Source organism: Streptomyces venezuelae (assembly GCF_008642355.1).
GTDB lineage: Bacteria > Actinomycetota > Actinomycetes > Streptomycetales > Streptomycetaceae > Streptomyces > Streptomyces venezuelae_B.
On record NZ_CP029193.1, the window covers coordinates 1,116,002 to 1,137,500 of the forward strand.

Sequence of the window (21,499 nt, forward strand, 5' to 3'; positions counted from 1 at the left end):
TCCCGCCTCATCCCCGTCCTCGCCCCGCTAGGGTCTCGAAAGAAGTTACGAAAATCGTGCGCGACAGGCCGAGGGGGACGGACGCCGATTCCAGGCGCGCGGGCCCCTTCTTTCCTTGCTTCATCATTCAAGGAGGGGCACCACCGCCATGGGACGTCACAGCTTGCCCGATGAGCGCGGGACGGCCACGCCCGGCCCCCGGCCTCAGTCGCGCGGACGCATCGTCGCCCTCGCCACGGCGCTCGTCCTGGTGGTGGCGGGAGGCGCGGCGGCCGCGGTCCGCGGCGGGCTGCTCTCGTTCGGCGGTTCGTGCGGCGACGACGCGGTGCGGCTCGACGTCGTCGCCGATCCCGCCGTGTCTCCGGCCCTGCGCGAGGCGGCCGACGAGGCGCGCGAGCAGGAGATCACCTCGGACGGGCACTGCGTCGACGTGCGGGTGACCGCGCGTGACTCGTACGAGGTGGCGGCCGAACTCCGCTCGGGCAAGGGCGATCCGGAGTACGACGTGTGGGTGCCGGACTCCGACGCGTGGGTACAGCGCGTCGGCCTCGGCGCCAAGCGGAGCAAGGTCTCCCCCGCGGGCAACATCGCCTCGTCGCCCGTCGGCATCGGCATGGTGCCGTCCGCCGCCGAGTCGCTGGGCTGGCCGAAGAGAACGTACAGCTGGCCGGAGTTGACCACGGCCGGTACGAAGAGCGACAAGCTGCGCCTCGGCACGGCCGATCCCGCGCGCAGCGCGAGCGGTCTGCTCGCCCTCGCCGCGATGGGTGCGTCCGCGAAGAAGCAGGGCGGCAAGGAGGGCGACACGCAGGCCGCCGCCCTGGCCAAGGCTCTGGCGTCCCGCACCTCCGACAGCGACGACCGGCTCCTGGACACGCTGGCCCGCGACGGCTCCGGCGCCGAGCAGGGCGACCGGCGCCGCAACCAGGCACTGGTCCTCTCCGAACAGGCCGCGTACGCGCACAACGCGTCGGCGGGCGAGGAAGACAGCCTCGCCCTCTTCTACCCGAAGGACGGTTCGCCGCGGCTCGACTACCCGTACACGCTCGTCGAGGACGGCCGGATGTCCACCGACACGAGCCGCGCGGCGCTGCGCTTCATGACGATGTTCAGCGACGACGACGGCCGGCGGATCCTGGCCGAGCACGGCTTCAGGACCGACCCCGACCAGCCGTCCGACGGGCTGGTCACCGCCGCGGGCGGCCGCACCCCGCAGCCGTACGCCGACGAGGCCACGGATCCGCCGTCGGACAAGGAGCTTCAGGAGACCCTGGGCATGTGGACGATCACCGTGCAGAGCGCCAGGCTGAGCACCGTCGTCGACGCCTCGGAATCCATGCGGCAGTTCGTGCCCGGCCGCGACCAGTCCCGTATGGAGGTCACCAAGGCGTCGCTGCTACGGGCACTCGCGGGGTTCACCGACGAGGACGAGATCGGCCTGTGGGAGTTCGCCACCCGCCTCGACGGAGCCCGCGACTACCGCGAACTGGAACCGACCCGGCGCCTGGGCGACCGCAAGAGCGGCACGACCCACCGCGCCGCGCTGTCCGAGGCCTTCAGCGAACTGCAGCCCGTGCCGGGCGGCGCCACGGGCCTGTACGACACGACGCTCGCCGCCTACAAGGAAGCCCGGTCGACGTACGCGCGCGGCAAGTTCAACGCCCTGGTGATCCTGACCGACGGCGCCAACCAGGACCCGGGCAGCATCTCGCGCAGCTCCCTGATCGCGCAGCTGGAGGAGATCGCGGACCGCGAGCACCCGGTGCCGATCATCGCCATCGCGGTCGGCCCCGAGGCGGACAAGGACGAGGTGCAGCAGATCGCGGAGGCGACCGGTGGCTCCGGGCATCAGGTCGACGACCCGGCCCAGATCCACGCGGTGATCCTCAAGGCGATCATGGAGGCGGGCAGCAACCAGAGCTGACCGTCCCCGGCTCCCTGTGTCCCGCTGTCGGCTGCTCAGCCCAGCGGTGCCGCCGATCCCCGCAGCCCCACCGGCCACGTGTGCACCGGCTCCCCCGTGTGCATCAGTTCGCTGTACCGCTTGGTGGTCGCGGCAAGCGCCTCCTCCCTGGACATGCCGCCGTCCCGGGCCCGGTGGTACGTCGTCGCCTGCCAGGACGCGCCGTTGATCCGCCGTCGGCACCGCTCCTCGATCACCCCGAGGTACAGGTCGCGGTCGGCGGGCTCCACACCCCACGCGTCGAGGCCCGCCGCGGCGAGCGGCAGCAGTTCCTCGCGTACGAGGTGGACGGCCGCCACCTCGGTGGTGCCGCCGAGCCTGCCGCGGCGCGGCCACTGCAGGGTGGCGTCGATGCCGTGGCGGCACGCGACATCGAAGTTGCGGGCGGCGGTCTCGAAGGGCAGCCGGGACCACACGGGCCGCGCCTCCTCGGCGAGCGCCCGCACGAGCCCGTAGTAGAAGGCGGCGTTGGCGATGACGTCGGTGATCGAGGGACCGGCGGGCAGGACGCGGTTCTCCACGCGCAGGTGCGGGACGCCGTCGGCGATGCCGTACACCGGGCGGTTCCAGCGGTACACGGTGCCGTTGTGCAGGACGAGTTCGCCGAGGCGCGGAACACCGCCCGCGTCGAGGACGCCCAGCGGGTCCTCCTCCTCCATGAGGGGCAGCAGCGCGGGGAAGTACCGCAGGTTCTCCTCGAAGAGCTCCAGCGGCTTGGTGATCCAGCGCTCCCCGAACCAGGTGCGCGGCCGCACCCCCTGGGTCTGCAGCTCCGGCGAGCGGGTGTCCGTGGACTGGAGGAACAGCGGCGGCCGGGACTCGCGCCACAGCTCGCGGCCGAACAGGAAGGGCGCGTTGGCACCGACGGCGATCTGCGCGGCGGCGATGGCCTGCGCCGCGTTCCACACGTCGGCGAACCGGCCGGGCGTGACCTGGAGGTGCAACTGCACGGAGGTGCAGGCCGCTTCGGGCGCTATCGACGTCGAAGTGCAGGTCAGCCGCTCCACGCCCTGGATGTCAAGGGCGAAGTGTTCGCCGCGCGCCGCCACGATCTGGTCGTTGAGGAGGGCGTACCGGTCGACGTCGGAGAGGTTCGCGGAGACCAGGTCGGCGCGGTTCAGGGTCGGCAGAATGCCGATCATGACAATACCGGCGGAGAGTTCGGCCGCTTTCCTGTGTGCATAGTTGAGGCCCGTACGCAGTTCCTCCGCGAGGCGGTCGCGAACGCGTCCACCGAGCCGGTGCGGGGCGATGTTGACTTCGAGATTGAACATTCCGAGTTCCGTCTGGAAATCCCGGCTCGCGATGCGCTCGAGTACCTGCGCATTCAACATTCTCGGCAGTCCGTCGGGCCCGGCGAGATTCAGCTCGATCTCCATGCCCATGAGATTCTTGGGCCTGTCGAATCGCTCCTCCGCCAGCATCCGCTCCAGCCCCGCCAGACACTCTCGGAGCTTGCCTCGGTAGTGGTGCCTGTCGGCCAGGTCGAACGTGCCCGCCACGACCTTCTCCCCCATCGAAGCGTCCCTCCTCGAACGGGCAGCCAAGGATCCGGCCGCTGTGTACGGGTGATGATGCCCAGGCAATGTGATCGATAACGCCCCGCGACAGGCCGCCGACCAGTACGCTCGACGCGTCGCGTGCCGGGCACATTCACCGGGCATGCGGCACGGTGAAGATTCCCTTCCGAAGCGCCTGGTCAAAAGCACCGGCAAAATTCGGCCGACCGCGCGGAACGGGGAATACGAGGTCGTGGCGCCGGGGCCCGTACTAAATCGGTGTAAAGGACCGCACAAGTCCCGCACGAGGACGGCCCGATAAGTCCTTGCTCGCAATATACGGAGCGTCTAGATGAAACACCGCTCGAACACAGCTCGTATAAACTCCGCAATCTAGGCAGAGAGTTGGCGCTCGCGGCCCAGCCCCCGCCCCTCTGACCCAGAGCTGACAGCGCCGTCACGCACCTGCCCCCGCTCCACTGTGCCTGTCGAATGAGAGAGGCGACCCACCATGCCGCTGCATGTCCCCCCGGCTCCCGCGCCCGCCCTGCGCTGCGTCCTCGCCGCACTCGGTTCCCCCACCGCCGTGAGTGAGGCCCGCACGCCGTCCCTGCGTACCGCACAGGGACCGGCAAACCCCGAACTCCCGCTGCCGGTCCACGTGTTGGACCACATCACTCCGCAGGCCACATCGCCCACCCGGCTGGCCGGCTGGCGCTTCCTGATCCGCTGCGCCGAGCGGTCCGTCGCCGCGGCCGACACGATCCTCACACCGGACGGGTGGGCGTTCTCCCACTTCTTCGAGGGGCCCTACATCACCTCGACGGAGCGCGCCCTGCGGCACGCGGAGGCCATGCCGATGCCGTGCCAGCCGCGGCTGCTGTCCGTACCGGAGCTGTACATGCTGACGCTCTGGCTCCACCGGGACTGCACGGACGACGGCGCCGAGGGCTCACTGGCCGCCACTGATCTGCTCGTGCCGCTCGCGCCCGCCCCGCCCGGCATCGCGGCCCACCGCCCGCACCGCGTCGCCGAGCTCCTGCCGATGCTCAACCACCGCCTGACACCGGCACCGCTCCTGAGCTCACCCGCCTGACAGCGCCCGTCACGCTTCCGTGCCCCGCCGCCCACCGGCCGCGGGGCACAGCGCTGCCCACCCACCCAAGTGGACTAGCCCGGTCAGGCCACCCCGAACCACCCGAAGAGACAGGGAAGTTGGGCTGAACCGTCCGGGCGGGTGATACGTCATAAAGCAGTAGGAGCCGCTGCGGCAAAATCCCTGCGGATTGACGCCCGTAGGGCAACACTGGGATCGGACCGACTACAACGGGGGGCGGTTATGAACACCGCATCGAGCCACAGGACCGACGTCACAGCCATCACATCGCAGCGAAAGAACCCTTCCATGTGCCAGCACCAACCACCGTGCCCGACAGCCGACTCCGCCGACCGGGAAGCCGCGCTCCTCACGGCAAGCCACCCGGAGCAGGGCTGGAGCCTGCTGTGCAACGGCGTCCTGCTCTTCGAGGACACCGGTGAGCTGCTGCCGGACGGCCAGATCATCGCGCCGCACCGACCGCTGGGCACCGACCAGGTCATGACGGCAGCCTGACCGCCGGCACACCGCACGACCGCACGGCACTGCCGCACAGCACCTGAGCACCACGGAACAACGAGGGGCCGGCCCGGAGAGAACTCTCCGAACCGGCCCCGACGCATGCCCGCTCGAAGCGGGCGCGTGCATCAGTCCTCGTACGCGTCCAGCGGCGGGCAGGAGCAGACCAGGTTCCGGTCGCCGTACGCCTGGTCGATGCGGCGCACCGGCGGCCAGTACTTGTCCGCCGCGACGACCCCGGCCGGGAAGACGGCCTCCGCACGGCTGTAGCCGTGCTCCCACTCACCGCTCAGCGCGGCGGCGGTGTGCGGGGCGTTCCGCAGCGGGTTGTCGTCGGCGGCCCACTCGCCGGAGCCGACCTTCTCGATCTCCCGACGGATGGCGATCATCGCCTCGCAGAACCGGTCGATCTCGTTCAGGTCCTCGCTCTCCGTCGGCTCGATCATCAGCGTGCCGGCGACGGGGAACGACATGGTCGGCGCGTGGAAGCCGTAGTCGATGAGGCGCTTGGCGATGTCGTCGACGCTGACGCCGGTCGCCTTGCTGAGCGGCCGCAGGTCCACGATGCACTCGTGCGCGACGAGGCCCGCGGGACCGGTGTAGAGCACCGGGTAGTGCGGCTCGAGGCGCTTGGCGATGTAGTTGGCGGAGAGCACCGCGACCTGGGTGGCGCGCTTGAGGCCCTCGCCGCCCATGAGGCGGACGTACGACCAGGAGATCGGGAGGATTCCGGCGGAGCCCCACGGCGCCGCCGAGATCGGACCGACGCCGGTCTCGGGGCCCGCGGCGGGCTGCAGCGGGTGGTTGGGCAGGTACGGGGCGAGGTGCTCGCGGACGCCGACCGGGCCGACGCCGGGGCCGCCGCCGCCGTGCGGGATGCAGAACGTCTTGTGCAGGTTGAGGTGCGAGACGTCGCCGCCGAAGTGGCCCGGCTTGGCGAGGCCCACCAGGGCGTTGAGGTTGGCACCGTCGACGTACACCTGGCCGCCGGCCTCGTGCACCTGGGCGCAGATGTCGGCGACGTGCTCCTCGAAGACGCCGTGCGTCGAGGGGTAGGTGATCATCAGCACGGACAGCTCGTCGCGGTGCTTCTCGATCTTGGCGCGCAGGTCCTCGACGTCGATCTCGCCGTCGTCGGCGGTCTTCACGACGACGACCTTCATGCCCGCCATGACGGCGCTCGCGGCGTTGGTGCCGTGTGCGGAGGACGGGATGAGGCAGACGGTGCGCTGGTCGTCGCCGTTGGCGCGGTGGTACCCACGCACGGCGAGCAGTCCGGCCAACTCGCCCTGCGAGCCCGCGTTGGGCTGCAGGGAGACCTTGTCGTAGCCGGTGACCTCGGCGAGGCGCTCCTCCAGCTCACGGATGAGCGTCAGGTAGCCCTGGGCCTGCTCGGCCGGGGCGAAGGGGTGCAGCTGGCCGAATTCGGGCCAGGTGACCGGCTCCATCTCGGTGGTCGCGTTGAGCTTCATGGTGCAGGAGCCGAGCGGGATCATGCCGCGGTCGAGCGCGTAGTCACGGTCGGCGAGCCTGCGCAGGTAGCGCAGCATCGCGGTCTCGGAACGGTGCTGGTGGAAGACGGGGTGCGTCAGGTAGTCGTCGCCGCGCAGCAGACCCTCGGGCAGCGTGTCCGCGGTGGTGGCGTCCAGCGCCTCGATGTCGGCGTCGACGCCGAACGCACCCCAGACGGCGGCCAGTTGGGCGCGCTTCGTGGTCTCGTCGCAGGAGAGGGAGACGTGGTCGGCGTCGACGAGGTGGATGTTGACGCCGCCCTCACGGGCGGCGGCCACCAGCTGCTCGGCCTTGCCGGGCGCCCGCACCGTGAGCGTGTCGAAGTAGGCACCGTGGACGACTTCGTAGCCGCCCCCGGTGAGCCCGGCCGCGAGGAGCGTCGCGTAGCGGTGGGTGCGGCGGGCGATGGACTTCAGGCCCTCGGGCCCGTGGTACACGGCGTACATTCCGGCCATGACGGCGAGCAGCACCTGGGCGGTGCAGATGTTGCTGGTGGCCTTCTCGCGGCGGATGTGCTGCTCGCGGGTCTGCAGGGCGAGACGGTAGGCCTTGTTGCCGTCGGCGTCGACGGAGACGCCGACGAGGCGGCCGGGGAGGCTGCGGGCGAACTTCTCGCGGACCGCCATGTAGCCGGCGTGCGGGCCGCCGAAGCCCATCGGCACACCGAAGCGCTGGGTCGTGCCGACGGCGATGTCGGCGCCGAGCTCGCCCGGCGAGGTGAGCAGGGTCAGCGCGAGCAGGTCGGCGGCGACGGTGACGACGGCGCCGAGCTCGTGGGCCTCGTCGATGAGCGGCTTGATGTCCCGTACGACACCGGAGGCGCCCGGGTACTGGACGAGCACGCCCACGACACCGCGCTCGGCGACCTCGGCCGGGATGCCCTGGCTCAGGTCGGCGACGACGATCTCGACACCGGTCGGCTCGGCCCGGGTCCGGATCACGGCGATGGTCTGCGGCAGCGCGTCGGCGTCGACGACGAAGACGCCGTTCTTGACCTTGCCCATGCGCCGCGACAGCGCCATGGCCTCGGCGGCGGCGGTGCCCTCGTCGAGGAGCGAGGCCCCGGAGGTGGGCAGTCCGGTCAGCTCGGCGACCATCGTCTGGAAGTTGAGGAGCGCTTCGAGGCGGCCCTGCGAGATCTCGGGCTGGTACGGCGTGTACGCCGTGTACCAGGCCGGGTTCTCCATCACGTTGCGCAGGATGACCGGCGGGGTGAAGGTGCCGTAGTACCCGAGTCCGATCATGGAGTCGAGGACCTGGTTGCGGTCGGCGAGGGAGCGCAGCTCGGCCAGCACCTCGGCCTCGGTGCGCGCGCCGGGCAGGTCGAGCGCATCGGCGTTCTTGATCACATCCGGTACCGCGGCGGCCGTGAGCTCGTCGAGCGAGCCGTACCCGACCTGGGCGAGCATCTTGGCCCGCGCTTCCGCATCGGGCCCTATGTGCCGCTGCTCGAAGGGGATGCCCTGCTCGAGCTCGGAGAGCGGGATGCGATTGGTGGCAGTCATTGCGGAGGCCTCCTGGTCTGCACGACCTGCGAGGGGTACCACGGCGCGGGTACCCGGACGGCCTCCCCCTCTGTCATGTCAACCTGAGAGCTTCACAGGCCCGTCTCTCGACAGATCTGCTTTCACCGTCGGTGAGGAAGGGTTCCGAACGTGCCCGCCCGACGCCCGCCCTGCTTTCCAGAGTGACCTCGTCCGTGCGGTACGGGTGCCTGAGAGATTCCGGGGAGGATTTGCTCCTTCGGCGCCTCCGGACATGTGATCCGGAGAGCTCTCCCGCACGGGGTCAGCGGCCAGGCGCCAGCCTACCAGCGAGGACCGTCACCGATCCCTCGAGTGGCCACCTGCCCCGAAGTGCTCTTTCGTAGTGACTACGAATGATTAAGGATGAGTTACGCCCGTTTTCGACAAGCCGCGACCAGCTGGAGGGCCCGTGCAGACCGATATCGATCCGCGCAACCTGATCGGCCGCAAGGCGTTCGACCGGAACGGGGCGAAGATCGGCACGGTCGACGAGGTCTACCTCGACGACGCCACCGGCACCCCGGAGTGGGCGGCCATACGCACCGGTCTCTTCAGCCGGGACGCCTTCGTCCCGCTGGAACCCAGCGAACTCGTCGAGGACGGCACTCTGCGCATCCCCTTCGACCGGGACCTGATCAAGGACGCCCCGGACTTCGGAGTGGGGCGCCACCTCTCCCCCGAGCAGGAACTCCAGCTCTACCACCACTACGGCCTGGACACGACTCCCCCGCAGCCACCCCCCTCCTCCATGCCACCGCCCGACCAGAACTTCGGCCACGTCGCGGGCACGGAGAGCCCCTGACCCGGCCCAGCTCAGCCGGAAGCCCGCGGCGCGGGCCCGTCCTTCGCCGGTGCGGCAACCAGCGGCAACGGCTCCGCGGGCTCGAGCCGCGGATCGTCCGTACGGAACGTCTTCACCCGCCCCGGCTCCGACAACGGCGTCTCGAAGCGCACCGTCACCCGCCCCAGACCGCTCCCCTGCACCCATCCGTGCCCGTACTCGGCATGCCGCACGTCGTGCCCGGCGGTCCACCGTCTCTGCGCCGGCGCCACCGGCTCCTCGACACGCTCCGGCTCCGGTCCCACCGCCTGCGCCGACCCGTCGTCCTCCCCCTTGACCAGGGACACCACCGCAGCGCTCGCTGTCTGCGCCTCCGCCTGGGCCTGCGCGAAGAGGTCTTCCTGCGTGTAGTCCGTGAGGCCCGTGACACCCACTCCCAGGAGCCTGACGCCCCCCGTGGTGTCCACGGCCTCCAGGAGCCGCGCGGCGGCCTCCTGGACCACCCCGGGGTCGTCGGTGGGCCCGCGCAGCGTCTCGGAGCGCGTCAGCGTGGAGAAGTCGAACCGCCGCACCTTGAGCACGATGGTCCGCCCCGAGTGCCCCGACGCCCGCAGCCGCTGCACACACCGCTCGGCGAGCCGCGCGACCTCCGCCCTGACCCGCACCCGGTCATGGATGTCCACGTCGTACGTGTCCTCGACACTGACCGACTTCGACTCCCGCTCCGCCACCACCGGCCGCTCGTCCCGCGCGAGCGCCATCGCGTACAGAGAGCCCCCGTGGGCCTTCCCCAGCAGCCGTACGAGCTCGTCCTCACCGGCCTCCGCGATCTCGGCGACCGTCAGGATCCCGGCCCGCCGCAGATGGTCCCCCGTGGCGGGCCCCACCCCGGGCAGCGTCCGCACCGACATCGGCCCCAGGAGCGCCCGCTCCGTCCCCGGCGCTATGAGTCTGAGCCCGTCCGGCTTGGCCTCCTCGGAGGCGATCTTCGCCAGCATCTTGGACGCGGCGAGCCCCACCGACCCGGAGAGCCCCGTCACCGCCCTGATGTCCGCCCGCAACCGCTCCCCCACGGCCCTGGCCGACTCCGCCGAGTCGGCGACGCCGCCCGCCTCCAGGTCCACGAAGGCCTCGTCCAGGCTGAGCGGCTCCACCAGGGGCGACAGCTCCCGCAGCAGCCCCATGACCTGCTCGCTGATCTCGCGGTACAACCCGAAGCGCGGCACCAGATAGGCGGCGTTGGGCGCCAGCCTGCGCGCCTGCCCCATGGGCATCGCCGAGTGCACCCCGAACTTTCGCGCCTCGTAGGAAGCCGTGGCCACCACGCCCCTCGGCCCGAGACCGCCCACGACCACGGCTTTTCCGCGCAGACTGGGCTTCGCGGCCTGCTCTGCGGACGCGTAGAAGGCATCCATGTCCAGATGCAGGATCGTCGGCGCGCTTCTCACATCTCTGATGCTGCCCTACGCCACTGACAACGCGGCCTCAGACGGCCCTGTTGCGCCTTCTGGCCAGCTCATCGGCGGGGTTGTGCCCGATCAGCGTCTCCCCGGTGTCGATGCGCTCGCCGTGCAGCTGGGACAGGGCGGCCTCGACGTCGCGCCAGACGACGCCCACGGCGATCCCGAAGACCCCCTGCCCGCCCTGGAGCAGCTCGTGGACCTCACTGGACGTCGTGCACTCGTACACGGTCGCGCCGTCGCTCATCAGGGTCATTCGCTCGAGGTCGCGGAACCCGCGCTCCCGCAGGTGCTGGACGGTGGTGCGGATGTTCTGCAGCGACACACCCGTGTCGAGGAACCGTTTCACGATCTTGAGGACGACGACGTCGCGGAAGCTGTAGAGCCGCTGCGTCCCGGAGCCGCCGGCCGCCCGCACACTGGGCTCGACCAGGCCCGTACGGGCCCAGTAGTCGAGCTGCCGGTAGGTGATGCCCGCAGCCGCGCACGCGGTGGGGCCGCGATAGCCGACGTGCCCGGATTGTTCCGCTTCCTCGGACGTGGCGTCCCCGCTTCCCTGGACCGCCATCGGTCGGTTCGGGGAGTGATCGACCGCACCGCCGTGGAACGGGTACGGACCGCCCATCGCCGTACCGTCGCCGCTGCTTCTCACGCCGACCTCCCTCCTTGACCTGCCTTCTCGACGGTAGGCAGTCGCCAGGGGCTCGTCAACGATCGCCACACTCGGCACGCCGAGTGATAATCACCCTGAGAGTGGTTTCTCGTACCTCGTGCCGGGGAAAGGCTAGCCGAATGGTCCGAAACCGGACCGTCGGAATGCGGCTCACTGGCTGTTGGTGCCGAAGTCCTCGGGCGAGATCTGGTCGAGGAACTCGCGGAACTTCTCCACCTCGTCCTCCTGCTCGTCGGGGATGGCGATACCGGCGTCGTCCAGCACGCCGTCGCTCCCGAAGATCGGCGTCCCGGTCCGCAGCGCCAGCGCTATGGCGTCGGAAGGACGCGCGCTCACCTCGACACCGCTGGCGAAGACCAGCTCCGCGTAGAAGACACCTTCCCGCAGGTCGGTGATGCGCACTTCGGAGAGCTCTTGGCCGACCGCCTCCAGCACGTCCTTGAAAAGGTCGTGGGTCAGCGGCCGTGCGGGTGCCATGCCCTGCTGCGCGAAGGCAATGGCGGTGGCCTCACCTGGTCCGATCCAGATGGGGAGGTACCGGTCGCCTCCCACTTCACGCAGGAGCACGATCGGCTGGTTGGAGGGCATTTCGACCCGGACACCTACGACGTCGAGCTCGTTCACACAGCAACCCTAGGACGTGGCTGGCAGGTTTGGGTAGTCGGGCACCCGTCGAGTACCGGACGGGTGCGGCCGAGTCAGGGCAATCTGACGCCGAGCGCGGTCTGCACGAGCGCCGAGTGCAGCCTTCCCGTGAGGCCCGCCAGCTCTCTGGTACGGGCCTCGGCATGGGCCCTGGTCTGCGGATTGCGGTGCCTGCGCAGCGGCGCGACCACCGCGTCCACCAGCGCGGCCTCCCGCTCGGCGGCGGCTTTCATGGCCCGCAGGTGGCGTGGCTCGATGCCGAACCGGCCGAGCTCGACCACGAGCGAGGCGACGGTGACGGCCTCCGCGTCGTACCCGCCGTCCGGCAAAGGCGCGACCAGGCCGTACGCCTCCCACTCGTGGAGTTGTCCCTCGTCGATCTCGGCGGCGGCCAGCAGCTCGTCACGGCCCACACGGGCCGCCGTCGGCCCCTCGGCCTCGTCCCGGCCGTGCCCGTCGCCTTCCTCCCGCTGACGCCCCAGGGGCGGCAGCGGAGGCCTCTCACCGCGTTCCAGCGCCTCGAGGTGCTCACGGATGACCTTGAGCGGCAGATAGTGGTCCCGCTGCATCCGCAGGACGTGGCCGAGCCGCTCGACGTCCTCCGGGCTGAACTTCCGGTAACCGGACGGTGTGCGCTGCGGCTCGATGAGCCCCTCGGCCTCGAGGAACCGAATCTTCGAGATCGTGACCTCGGGGAATTCGTCACGCAGTTGGTTCAGCACGGTACCGATGCTCATCAGCCGACGGTCCGCGGCGGCGGTGCCGTTCCCGGCACCGCCCCTCGGTGTTTGAAGCATGAGCCTTCCCTGGGGGTCGTACCCCCAGGCGGCGCCTGGGGGTGGGTCAGAGGCCGACGGCCCGCTGGCTCGCGTAGAAGACCAGTCGGTACTTGCCGATCTGCACCTCGTCGCCGTTCGAGAGCGAGACCGAGTCGATCCGCTCCCGGTTGACGTACGTGCCGTTGAGGCTGCCCACGTCCGCGACGGTGAAGGAACCGTCCTGGACCCGACGGAACTCCACGTGCCGACGCGACACGGTCACGTCGTCGAGGAAGATGTCGCTCTGCGGGTGACGGCCGGCCGTGGTCAGCTCGCCGTCCAGCAGGAAGCGACTGCCCGAGTTCGGACCGCGGCGCACCACCAGGAGCGCCGAGCCGAGCGGCAGGGCGTCGACGGCCGCCTGCGCCTCCGGGGAGAGCGCGGGAGACGGGTTCTGTCCCGTGGCCTCGGCGTCGTAGGCCTCCAGGCCCGAGATGGAGATCGTCGAGGTGGTCTCGGACGCACGCTCCGGAGTGGCTCCGGCCCGCAGCGGCGCACCGCAGTTGGAGCAGAACCGACTCGCCTCGGCGTTGCGGTTCCCGCACCTCGTACACACCAGGGCCATGGACGGGTCCTCCTGCCGTGGCTGCCCCGCGGGGGCATTCGATCCGTACGGGCCCGGGGCGAACCCTCCACCCGTACTTGAGGTTGAAGGTTCCCCGAAACCTATGCGGCCGGGACCGGCAGGGTCAACAGACGACGCGCCCTGTCCGCCCGAATTGTCACCACCTGGACCAGCGACCTGATCGCGGAACATCGGGCGCCCTGCGCCCTGCTCCTCGGCATCTCCATGGCGCGGGGCACGGTGCCGGGCAGTGGCCGGATTGCCGCTGTCCTCACGTGCGCTCTTGCCGAACAACTTCGCAAACAACTTCACGGGCGATTCCCCTTGACCGAAACAGACCCGCCCGTGGGGCAGGACGAACCCTGATTGCACACACCGGCACTCGTCGGTGAGCCAGACATTCTCACAACGTCCGTGACCACCAAACAGTTTCCACCACGCACCGTAGTTCCGGTGCGCCGACCCCCCGCAACCTCATGCCCCCGCGCGACGACGCCCATGCGTCCGCCCGTCACTGGGAGGACGACCGAGCGTAGTCAGGCCGCTTCGCAGGTCGCAAGGCGTCCACGACGATCTTCTCCGAGCGTTCCACGGTGACCGTGGCCTGCTCCTTCTCCAGAGTCTGCACCACACCTCCCGGGATGTTCAGCGCAGGTTCCAGATCCTGCGGCTTGCCGATCACCTTGAAGAGGTACGGCTCACCGACCTTGCGGCCGTCCACACGGACACCACCGCTTCCGGCGTCCGACAGATACGTGTCGGCGACGACGCGCACGTCGTTGATCTGGATGGCCTCCGCACCCGCGGCGCGCAGCTCCTGAATGGCGTCGAGCAGCATGTCCGCCTCGATCGCCCCCTTCGTGTCCTCGATGGTCAGCTGGATACCGGGGCCCTGGGCAGCCACCGTGCCTGCCAGGATGCCGAGTTGCCGTTCCCGCTCGACCGTCTGCTTGCGGGCCTCCTCTGCTTGGTCCGAGCTGTTCTCCAGCCCGGTCCGCTGCTCTTCGAGGCGCCGCTTCTCTTCTTCCAGACGCTCAGTCCGGTCATCCAGTTCATCGAGGATGCGTACGAGATCTTCTTGCCGTGCGCCGCGCAGCGCGCTGCTGTCGTTGTTGGACCGCACCTGGATGGCCAGGCCGAGACCGAGCACGAACAGCAGCAGGGCGACGATGAGTTGGGGGCGGGTCACACGGGGCGGCCACAGGCCCTGTACCAGCCTCTGACGGCCGGTGAGCTGCGATGTTCCCTGCGGCTCGGGCGCGGCCGTCTCGGGCGCGGGTGTGCCCGGCGCGTGGGGGATCTCCGCGGGGAGTTCCTTGCGCCTGTTGTAGTCGGGGCTCTCGTCGGCGTTCATCGGCGTCACGCCCTGAAGACGTGCCGACGGATCGCGGCGGCGTTGGAGAAGATCCGGATGCCGAGGACGACCACCACACCGGTGGAGAGCTGGGCGCCCACGCCCAGCTTGTCGCCCAGGAACACGATGAGCGCGGCCACCACCACGTTCGACAGGAACGACACCACGAACACCTTGTCGTCGAAGATGCCGTCGAGCATGGCTCGCAGCCCTCCGAACACGGCGTCGAGAGCCGCGACCACGGCGATCGGCAGGTACGGCTCGACCACCGCCGGAACCTCGGGCCGAACCAACAATCCGGCCACGACTCCCACGACGAGGCCCAGTACGGCGATCACGATGTGCCCTTTCCTGCCTTCGGCTCTGCTGTTCGTACGGTCACGCTCGGCGCGGCCGGCAGCCGCAGCTCGTCCGACACGGAGATGCTGGTCCGGATCCCGAAGTTCTCCTGCAGAGCATGCAGGTACTGACCGTCGCGGCTGTTCTGGAACCGGGTGCTCAAGCGTTTGCCGTCGCCCACCGCGAGCACCGTATACGGCGGCACCAGCGGCCGGTTGTCGACCAGTATCGCGTCACCCGCGGCCCTGATCGCCGACAGCGCGGTCAGACGCTGGTCGTTGATGGAAATCGCTTCGGCACCGGACTGCCACAGGCCGTTGACGACACGCTGCATGTCCCGGTCACGTACACGTCCCGTGTCGGAGAACCCGGTGCTCTCGCGCGGACCGCCACCGCCCTGTTCGGCTTCCTTCTTGTCGTCCACGACGAGCTTCACGCCGGGTCCATGGACCTCCGTGGCGCCGGAGAGGAGCCCCACCAACTCGCCCTGGCTGCCGCCGTGCTCTTTCAGCGCGGCTTCCTGCCGCTCGCCGACGTCGTCGCGGAGTTCGTCCACGTCGTCCTCGAGCGCGTCGGCGCCCGCCGTCGCCTCTTCGACGCGGTCGATGAGCTCCTCGCGCTCCTTGGCCACGACAGGGGCCTCTATGCGCGCCTGCGCGGCACCCACGGTGACCACGAGCGCGGCCAGTACCAGACCGGCCGCGAGGCCGAGTTTGGCCCGCAGCGGGCGCGGAACACCACTGTCCCCTCTGGCCTTCTTGCGGGCCGCCGCCTCCGCGTACCCCTCGTCCAGACTGTGGTCCATGACGGTGGTGAGCAGCGACATGGAGGCGTCCGGGCGCCGGGGGCGCGAGGGGGTGCTCCGAACGGGGGGCTGCTGCGGCATGCCGCACATCGTCGCACGTCGCGGGCGTTACCTCCGAATGGCCCCACCGGCGCGCCGGGCAGCACCTGTTGCGGCTGCTGCCCGGCGCCCGGGAAGGTCAGCGACCGGCGCTGTCCACCACCGTGGACCACTCGTCGAGCAGCGCCTGCGCGGACGCGTCGTCGGGCCCTTCGGCCCACAGGTGCGTGACGGCCTCGGCCGGGTCGGGCAGGACTAGGATCCAACGCCCGTCGGCCTCGACGACCCGCACGCCGTCGGTGGTGTCCACGGACCGGTCACCGGCGGCCTCGACCACCCGCCGCATCACGAGTCCCTTGACCGCCCACGGTGTCGCGAGATCACGCTTGAGCACGTGTGCCCGCGGAATCCGCGCGTCGATCTGACTCAGCGTGAGCTGAGTCCGCGCGACCAGCCCGACAAGCCGCACAAAGGCGGCGGTTCCGTCGAAGACGCCACTGAACTCGGGCACGATGAACCCGCCGCGCCCGTCACCGCCGAAGATGGTCGAGTCGCCCCGGCCGACCCTCGTCAGATCGTCGGGCGAGGTGGTCGTCCAGTCCACCTGCGTGCCGTGGTACGCGGCGACCTGCTCGGCGATACGCGTCGTGGTCACCGGCAGCGCCACCCGTCCGCTGCGCCGCTCGGCGGCCACCAGGTCGAGCATGACCAGGAGTGCCCGGTCGTCCTCGACGATCCGTCCCTTCTCGTCCACGAGCGAGAGACGCTCGCCGACGGGGTCGAACCGCACGCCGAAGGCGGCCCGTGCGGACGCCACGATCTCCCCGAGCCGTACGAGCCCGGACCTGCGCGCGTCCGCGGTCTCGGTCGGTCGCGACTCGTCGAGCCCCGGGTTGATCGTCAGCGCGTCCACCCCGAGCTTCCCGAGGAGGCTCGGCAGTACGAGTCCGGCGCTTCCGTTGGACGCGTCGACGACGACCTTCAGCCCCGACTCTGCGACTCCGGTGGTGTCCACGTTCCGCAGCAGCGAACCGGTGTACGAGTCGAAGACACTGGACGGGAAGTGCAGGTCACCGATTTCGCCCGGGAAGGCCCGCCGGTACTCCTGGCGCGCGTAGACCCGGTCGAGCTTGCGCTGGCTCCCCTGCGACAGGTCGGCCCCGTTCCCGTCGAAGAACATGATGTCGACGGAGTCCGGCACTCCGGGCGTCGTCCGGATCATGATCCCGCCGGCGCTGCCGCGTGCTGTCTGCTGCCGCGCGACCGGCAGCGGTACGTTCTCGAGGTCCCGTACGTCGATGGCACTGGCCTGCAGCGCCGAGATCACCGCACGCTTCAGCGCTCGCGCACCACGCGAGTGGTCACGCGCGGTGGTGACGGTGGAACCCTTCTTCAGGGTCGTCGCGTACGCTCCCGCGAGGCGCACGGCGAGCTCGGGCGTGATCTCCACGTTCAGGATTCCGGAGACACCACGCGCCCCGAACAGGTGCGCCTGGCCGCGGGACTCCCAGATGACCGAGGTGTTGACGAACGCGCCGGCCTCGATCGTCTTGAACGGGTACACCCTGACGTTGCCCTGGACGATCGATTCTTCACCGACCAGGCACTCGTCGCCGATGACGGCGCCGTCCTCGATTCTGGCTGCGCGCATGATGTCGGTGTTCTTGCCGACGACACAGCCGCGGAGGTTGCTGTGCTGTCCGATGTAGACGTTGTCGTGCACGACGGCCTTGTGCAGGAACGCGCCGCTCTTCACGACGACGTTCGAGCCCACGACGGTGTGCTCGCGGATTTCGGCACCGGCCTCGATTTTGGCGTAGTCACCGACGTACAGCGGACCACGCAGCACGGCGTCGGGGTGCACTTCCGCTCCCTCGGCCACCCACACGCCGGGCGAGATCTCGAAGCCGTCGAGTTCGACGTCGACCTTGCCCTCGAGCACGTCGGCCTGCGCCTTGACGTAGCTTTCGTGGGTGCCGACGTCCTCCCAGTAGCCCTCGGCGACGTAGCCGTAGACCGGCTTGCCTTCCTTCATGAGCTGCGGGAAGACGTCTCCGGACCAGTCGACCGGCACGTCGGGGTCGACGTAGTCGAATACCTCGGGCTCCATCACATAGATGCCCGTGTTCACCGTGTCGGAGAAGACCTGACCCCAGGTCGGCTTCTCCAGGAAGCGCTCGACCTTGCCTTCTTCGTCGACGATGGTGATACCGAATTCCAGCGGGTTGGGTACGCGCGTGAGACACACGGTGACGAGCGCGCCCTTTTCCTTGTGGAAGGCGATGAGCTCGCTGAGGTCGAAATCGGTGAGCGCGTCACCGGAGATCACGAGGAAGGCATCGTCCTTCAGCGCTTCCTCGGCGTTCTTCACGCTGCCCGCGGTCCCGAGTGGTTTTTCCTCGTTGGCATAGGTGAGCTCCATTCCCAGCTCTTCGCCGTCGCCGAAGTAGTTCTTGACGAGCGATGCCAAGAACTGCACTGTCACTACGGTCTCGGTGAGCCCATGCCTCTTCAGCAGGCGCAGCACGTGCTCCATGATCGGCCGGTTGGCCACGGGAAGGAGCGGCTTGGGCATGCTTGAGGTCATGGGGCGAAGGCGGGTGCCCTCACCGCCGGCCATCACGACGGCCTTCATGTCGGAAACGTCCTCCTCATTAGAGACGAACCAGCCGACAGAGCTCACCGGGATGGGCTGGCCATCTTTGCTCGGATGAGAGCCTTCGAGCCTCTACGACCGCCATAACGGCGAGCTCAATCGGCTGACTTGTCCACCTTGACAAGTCGGCGGACCTGGACCACATACAGGATCCCTGCCCACCAGTACAGACTTGTACCCCAACCTGCGAACGCCCATCCGAAAATAGCAGCGAGTGTGGCAAGCGGACCGCTTCCATCACTGAGGAGCAGTAGTGGAAAGGCGTACATCAGGTTGAAGGTGGCGGCCTTGCCCAGGAAGTTCACCTGGGGCGGCGGATAGCCGTGGCGCCTGAGGATCCCGACCATCACCAGCAGGACCAGCTCACGCAGCAGCAGTGCCGCGGTCAGCCAGAGCGGAAGAATCTCCCGCCAGGTGAGTCCGACCAGGGTGGAGAGGATATAAAGCCGGTCGGCGGCAGGGTCGAGGAGTCGGCCCAGGTTGCTGATCTGGTTCCAGCGTCGGGCGAGCTTGCCGTCGAGGTAGTCACTGACCCCGCTCAGCGCCAGGACCAGCAGCGCCCATCCGTCGCTGTTGGGTCCCCCGAACTCGGGCCTGAGGATCAGCCACAGGAAGAGGGGCACGCCGGCGAGGCGCGCCATGCTGAGGATGTTCGGGATGGTGAGGACACGGTCCGTCTGGACACGCGTCTCCTGGACCTCCACCCGGGGGCCTCCTGTGGGGAAAAGAGCCAATGATGCCTCCTGACCTTACCCTCAGTGGCGCCGCAAGGATGCAGAGGGGTGCGAGGGACGTCTGGAGAAACAAAAAAGCCGTGGCCCCTGGAATCGAAAGAATCGATTCCAGGGGCCACGGCTATAAGAAAAGTTCGGCGGCGTCCTACTCTCCCACAGGGTCCCCCTGCAGTACCATCGGCGCTGTGAGGCTTAGCTTCCGGGTTCGGAATGTAACCGGGCGTTTCCCTCACGCTATGACCACCGAAACACTATGAAACTGTCAACCGCACCATGCGTGACCATGCATGGGGTTGTTCGTGGTTTCAGAACCAACACAGTGGACGCGAGCAACTGAGGACAAGCCCTCGGCCTATTAGTACCAGTCACCTCCACCCGTTACCGGGCTTCCAGATCTGGCCTATCAACCCAGTCGTCTACTGGGAGCCTTAACCCCTCAAAGGGGGTGGGAATACTCATCTCGAAGCAGGCTTCCCGCTTAGATGCTTTCAGCGGTTATCCTTTCCGAACGTAGCCAACCAGCCATGCCCTTGGCAGGACAACTGGCACACCAGAGGTTCGTCCGTCCCGGTCCTCTCGTACTAGGGACAGCCCTTCTCAATATTCCTACGCGCACAGAGGATAGGGACCGAACTGTCTCACGACGTTCTAAACCCAGCTCGCGTACCGCTTTAATGGGCGAACAGCCCAACCCTTGGGACCGACTCCAGCCCCAGGATGCGACGAGCCGACATCGAGGTGCCAAACCATCCCGTCGATATGGACTCTTGGGGAAGATCAGCCTGTTATCCCCGGGGTACCTTTTATCCGTTGAGCGACGGCGCTTCCACAAGCCACCGCCGGATCACTAGTCCCGACTTTCGTCCCTGCTCGACCCGTCGGTCTCACAGTCAAGCTCCCTTGTGCACTTACACTCAACACCTGATTACCAACCAGGCTGAGGGAACCTTTGGGCGCCTCCGTTACCCTTTGGGAGGCAACCGCCCCAGTTAAACTACCCATCAGACACTGTCCCTGATCCGGATCACGGACCGAGGTTAGACATCCAGCACGACCAGAGTGGTATTTCAACGTTGACTCCACGAACACTGGCGTGCCCGCTTCACAGTCTCCCACCTATCCTACACAAGCCGAACCGAACACCAATATCAAACTGTAGTAAAGGTCCCGGGGTCTTTCCGTCCTTCTGCGCGAAACGAGCATCTTTACTCGTAGTGCAATTTCACCGGGCCTATGGTTGAGACAGTCGAGAAGTCGTTACGCCATTCGTGCAGGTCGGAACTTACCCGACAAGGAATTTCGCTACCTTAGGATGGTTATAGTTACCACCGCCGTTTACTGGCGCTTAAGTTCTCAGCTTCGCACGCCCGAAAGCGCACTAACCGGTCCCCTTAACGTTCCAGCACCGGGCAGGCGTCAGTCCGTATACATCGCCTTACGGCTTCGCACGGACCTGTGTTTTTAGTAAACAGTCGCTTCTCGCTGGTCTCTGCGGCCACCCCCAGCTCAGAGTGCAAAACTCATCACCAGGAATGGCCCCCCTTCTCCCGAAGTTACGGGGGCATTTTGCCGAGTTCCTTAACCATAGTTCACCCGAACGCCTCGGTATTCTCTACCTGACCACCTGAGTCGGTTTAGGGTACGGGCCGCCATGAAACTCGCTAGAGGCTTTTCTCGACAGCATAGGATCATCCACTTCACCACAATCGGCTCGGCATCAGGTCTCACCCACATGTCATCCGGATTTACCTAGATGACGGGCTACACCCTTACCCCGGGACAACCACCGCCCGGGCTGGACTACCTTCCTGCGTCACCCCATCACTCACCTACTACCACCTTGGGTCAGCGGCTCCACCACTCCCCTTTGCCCGAAGGCTCCAGGGCGGCTTCACGGCCTTAGCATTAATGGGCTCGATGTTTGACGCTTCACAGCGGGTACCGGAATATCAACCGGTTATCCATCGACTACGCCTGTCGGCCTCGCCTTAGGTCCCGACTTACCCTGGGCAGATCAGCTTGACCCAGGAACCCTTAGTCAATCGGCGCACACGTTTCTCACGTATGTATCGCTACTCATGCCTGCATTCTCACTCGTGAACCGTCCACCACTGCCTTCCGGCGCAGCTTCACCCGGCACACGACGCTCCCCTACCCATCCCAGCGGGCGTTGGCCCTCATGCTGGAATGACACGACTTCGGCGGTACGCTTGAGCCCCGCTACATTGTCGGCGCGGAATCACTAGACCAGTGAGCTATTACGCACTCTTTCAAGGGTGGCTGCTTCTAAGCCAACCTCCTGGTTGTCTCTGCGACTCCACATCCTTTCCCACTTAGCGTACGCTTAGGGGCCTTAGTCGATGCTCTGGGCTGTTTCCCTCTCGACCATGGAGCTTATCCCCCACAGTCTCACTGCCGCGCTCTCACTTACCGGCATTCGGAGTTTGGCTAAGGTCAGTAACCCGGTAGGGCCCATCGCCTATCCAGTGCTCTACCTCCGGCAAGAAACACACGA

General features: G+C 68.0%; 16 protein-coding genes, 2 rRNA genes and 1 riboswitch (1 of these 19 only partly in view). Of the genes, 4 read left to right on the forward strand and 14 right to left on the reverse strand.

Annotation, left to right across the window (positions count from 1 at the left end; all coding sequences use genetic code 11):
- Positions 1 to 148: 148 nt before the first annotated feature.
- A complete protein-coding gene (locus DEJ47_RS05220; protein ID WP_150165402.1) occupies positions 149 to 1,924 on the forward strand; it encodes a substrate-binding and VWA domain-containing protein in 1,776 nt (591 codons plus the stop codon).
- 35 nt (positions 1,925 to 1,959) lie between these two features.
- On the opposite strand, the gene DEJ47_RS05225 is transcribed toward DEJ47_RS05220, so the two are convergent.
- Positions 1,960 to 3,480 carry a glutamate--cysteine ligase gene (locus DEJ47_RS05225; RefSeq protein ID WP_150165404.1) on the reverse strand — a complete coding sequence of 507 codons (1,521 nt, stop codon included), beginning with the start codon at positions 3,478 to 3,480 and terminating at the stop codon, positions 1,960 to 1,962.
- Positions 3,481 to 3,973: 493 nt separating this feature from the next.
- Here DEJ47_RS05225 and DEJ47_RS05230 point away from each other — a divergent pair, with 493 nt between their 5' ends.
- Together DEJ47_RS05230 and DEJ47_RS05235 are read left to right on the forward strand one after the other, a co-directional pair.
- A complete protein-coding gene (locus tag DEJ47_RS05230; RefSeq protein ID WP_150165406.1) occupies positions 3,974 to 4,558 on the forward strand; it encodes a hypothetical protein in 585 nt (194 codons plus the stop codon).
- A 309-nt stretch (positions 4,559 to 4,867) separates the two neighbouring features.
- Complete coding sequence (locus tag DEJ47_RS05235; RefSeq protein ID WP_275941829.1) at positions 4,868 to 5,074, forward strand: DUF5999 family protein; 207 nt, start codon at positions 4,868 to 4,870, stop codon at positions 5,072 to 5,074.
- Between the two features lie 131 nt (positions 5,075 to 5,205).
- Here the strand turns inward: DEJ47_RS05235 and gcvP are convergent, their stop codons facing one another.
- Positions 5,206 to 8,094: an aminomethyl-transferring glycine dehydrogenase gene (gene gcvP, locus DEJ47_RS05240; RefSeq protein WP_150165409.1), complete on the reverse strand. Its 2,889-nt coding sequence runs from the start codon at positions 8,092 to 8,094 to the stop codon at positions 5,206 to 5,208.
- Positions 8,095 to 8,281: 187 nt separating this feature from the next.
- Positions 8,282 to 8,380, reverse strand: a riboswitch (glycine riboswitch).
- Between the two features lie 144 nt (positions 8,381 to 8,524).
- Between gcvP and DEJ47_RS05245 the strand changes: the two genes are divergently transcribed.
- Complete coding sequence (locus DEJ47_RS05245; protein WP_150165411.1) at positions 8,525 to 8,917, forward strand: PRC-barrel domain-containing protein; 393 nt, start codon at positions 8,525 to 8,527, stop codon at positions 8,915 to 8,917.
- 11 nt (positions 8,918 to 8,928) lie between these two features.
- Here DEJ47_RS05245 and DEJ47_RS05250 read toward each other — a convergent pair whose 3' ends face one another.
- The 12 genes from DEJ47_RS05250 to DEJ47_RS05305 form a co-directional block, all read right to left on the reverse strand.
- Positions 8,929 to 10,344, reverse strand: a complete 1,416-nt coding sequence (locus DEJ47_RS05250) for a DNA polymerase IV (protein WP_150165413.1) — start codon at positions 10,342 to 10,344, stop codon at positions 8,929 to 8,931.
- 37 nt (positions 10,345 to 10,381) lie between these two features.
- The gene (locus tag DEJ47_RS05255; protein ID WP_150165415.1) at positions 10,382 to 11,008 is read right to left on the reverse strand and encodes a MerR family transcriptional regulator; all 627 of its coding nucleotides are present in this window, start codon (positions 11,006 to 11,008) and stop codon (positions 10,382 to 10,384) included.
- 171 nt (positions 11,009 to 11,179) lie between these two features.
- Positions 11,180 to 11,653 (reverse strand): bifunctional nuclease family protein, encoded by a 474-nt coding sequence (locus DEJ47_RS05260; RefSeq protein ID WP_063795355.1) that lies wholly within the window; start codon positions 11,651 to 11,653, stop codon positions 11,180 to 11,182.
- 74 nt (positions 11,654 to 11,727) lie between these two features.
- Positions 11,728 to 12,471 carry a MerR family transcriptional regulator gene (locus DEJ47_RS05265; protein WP_150165417.1) on the reverse strand — a complete coding sequence of 248 codons (744 nt, stop codon included), beginning with the start codon at positions 12,469 to 12,471 and terminating at the stop codon, positions 11,728 to 11,730.
- Between the two features lie 46 nt (positions 12,472 to 12,517).
- Positions 12,518 to 13,486, reverse strand: a complete 969-nt coding sequence (locus tag DEJ47_RS05270) for an FHA domain-containing protein (RefSeq protein WP_150165419.1) — start codon at positions 13,484 to 13,486, stop codon at positions 12,518 to 12,520.
- 82 nt (positions 13,487 to 13,568) lie between these two features.
- Positions 13,569 to 14,411 (reverse strand): DUF881 domain-containing protein, encoded by an 843-nt coding sequence (locus DEJ47_RS05275; protein ID WP_150175446.1) that lies wholly within the window; start codon positions 14,409 to 14,411, stop codon positions 13,569 to 13,571.
- A gap of 5 nt (positions 14,412 to 14,416) precedes the next feature.
- Positions 14,417 to 14,749, reverse strand: coding sequence for a small basic family protein (locus tag DEJ47_RS05280; RefSeq protein ID WP_003988855.1), 333 nt, complete (start codon positions 14,747 to 14,749; stop codon positions 14,417 to 14,419).
- Positions 14,746 to 15,645, reverse strand: coding sequence for a DUF881 domain-containing protein (locus DEJ47_RS05285; protein ID WP_150165421.1), 900 nt, complete (start codon positions 15,643 to 15,645; stop codon positions 14,746 to 14,748). The genes DEJ47_RS05280 and DEJ47_RS05285 overlap by 4 nt, the downstream gene beginning before the upstream one ends.
- Positions 15,646 to 15,733: 88 nt before the next feature.
- Positions 15,734 to 18,229 (reverse strand): mannose-1-phosphate guanyltransferase, encoded by a 2,496-nt coding sequence (locus DEJ47_RS05290; protein WP_150165423.1) that lies wholly within the window; start codon positions 18,227 to 18,229, stop codon positions 15,734 to 15,736.
- Positions 18,230 to 18,345: 116 nt separating this feature from the next.
- Complete coding sequence (locus DEJ47_RS05295; RefSeq protein ID WP_150165424.1) at positions 18,346 to 18,954, reverse strand: CDP-alcohol phosphatidyltransferase family protein; 609 nt, start codon at positions 18,952 to 18,954, stop codon at positions 18,346 to 18,348.
- Positions 18,955 to 19,116: 162 nt separating this feature from the next.
- Positions 19,117 to 19,232, reverse strand: a 5S ribosomal RNA gene (gene rrf / locus DEJ47_RS05300).
- Between the two features lie 87 nt (positions 19,233 to 19,319).
- Positions 19,320 to 21,499, reverse strand: a 23S ribosomal RNA gene (locus DEJ47_RS05305) (it continues 941 nt past the right edge of the window).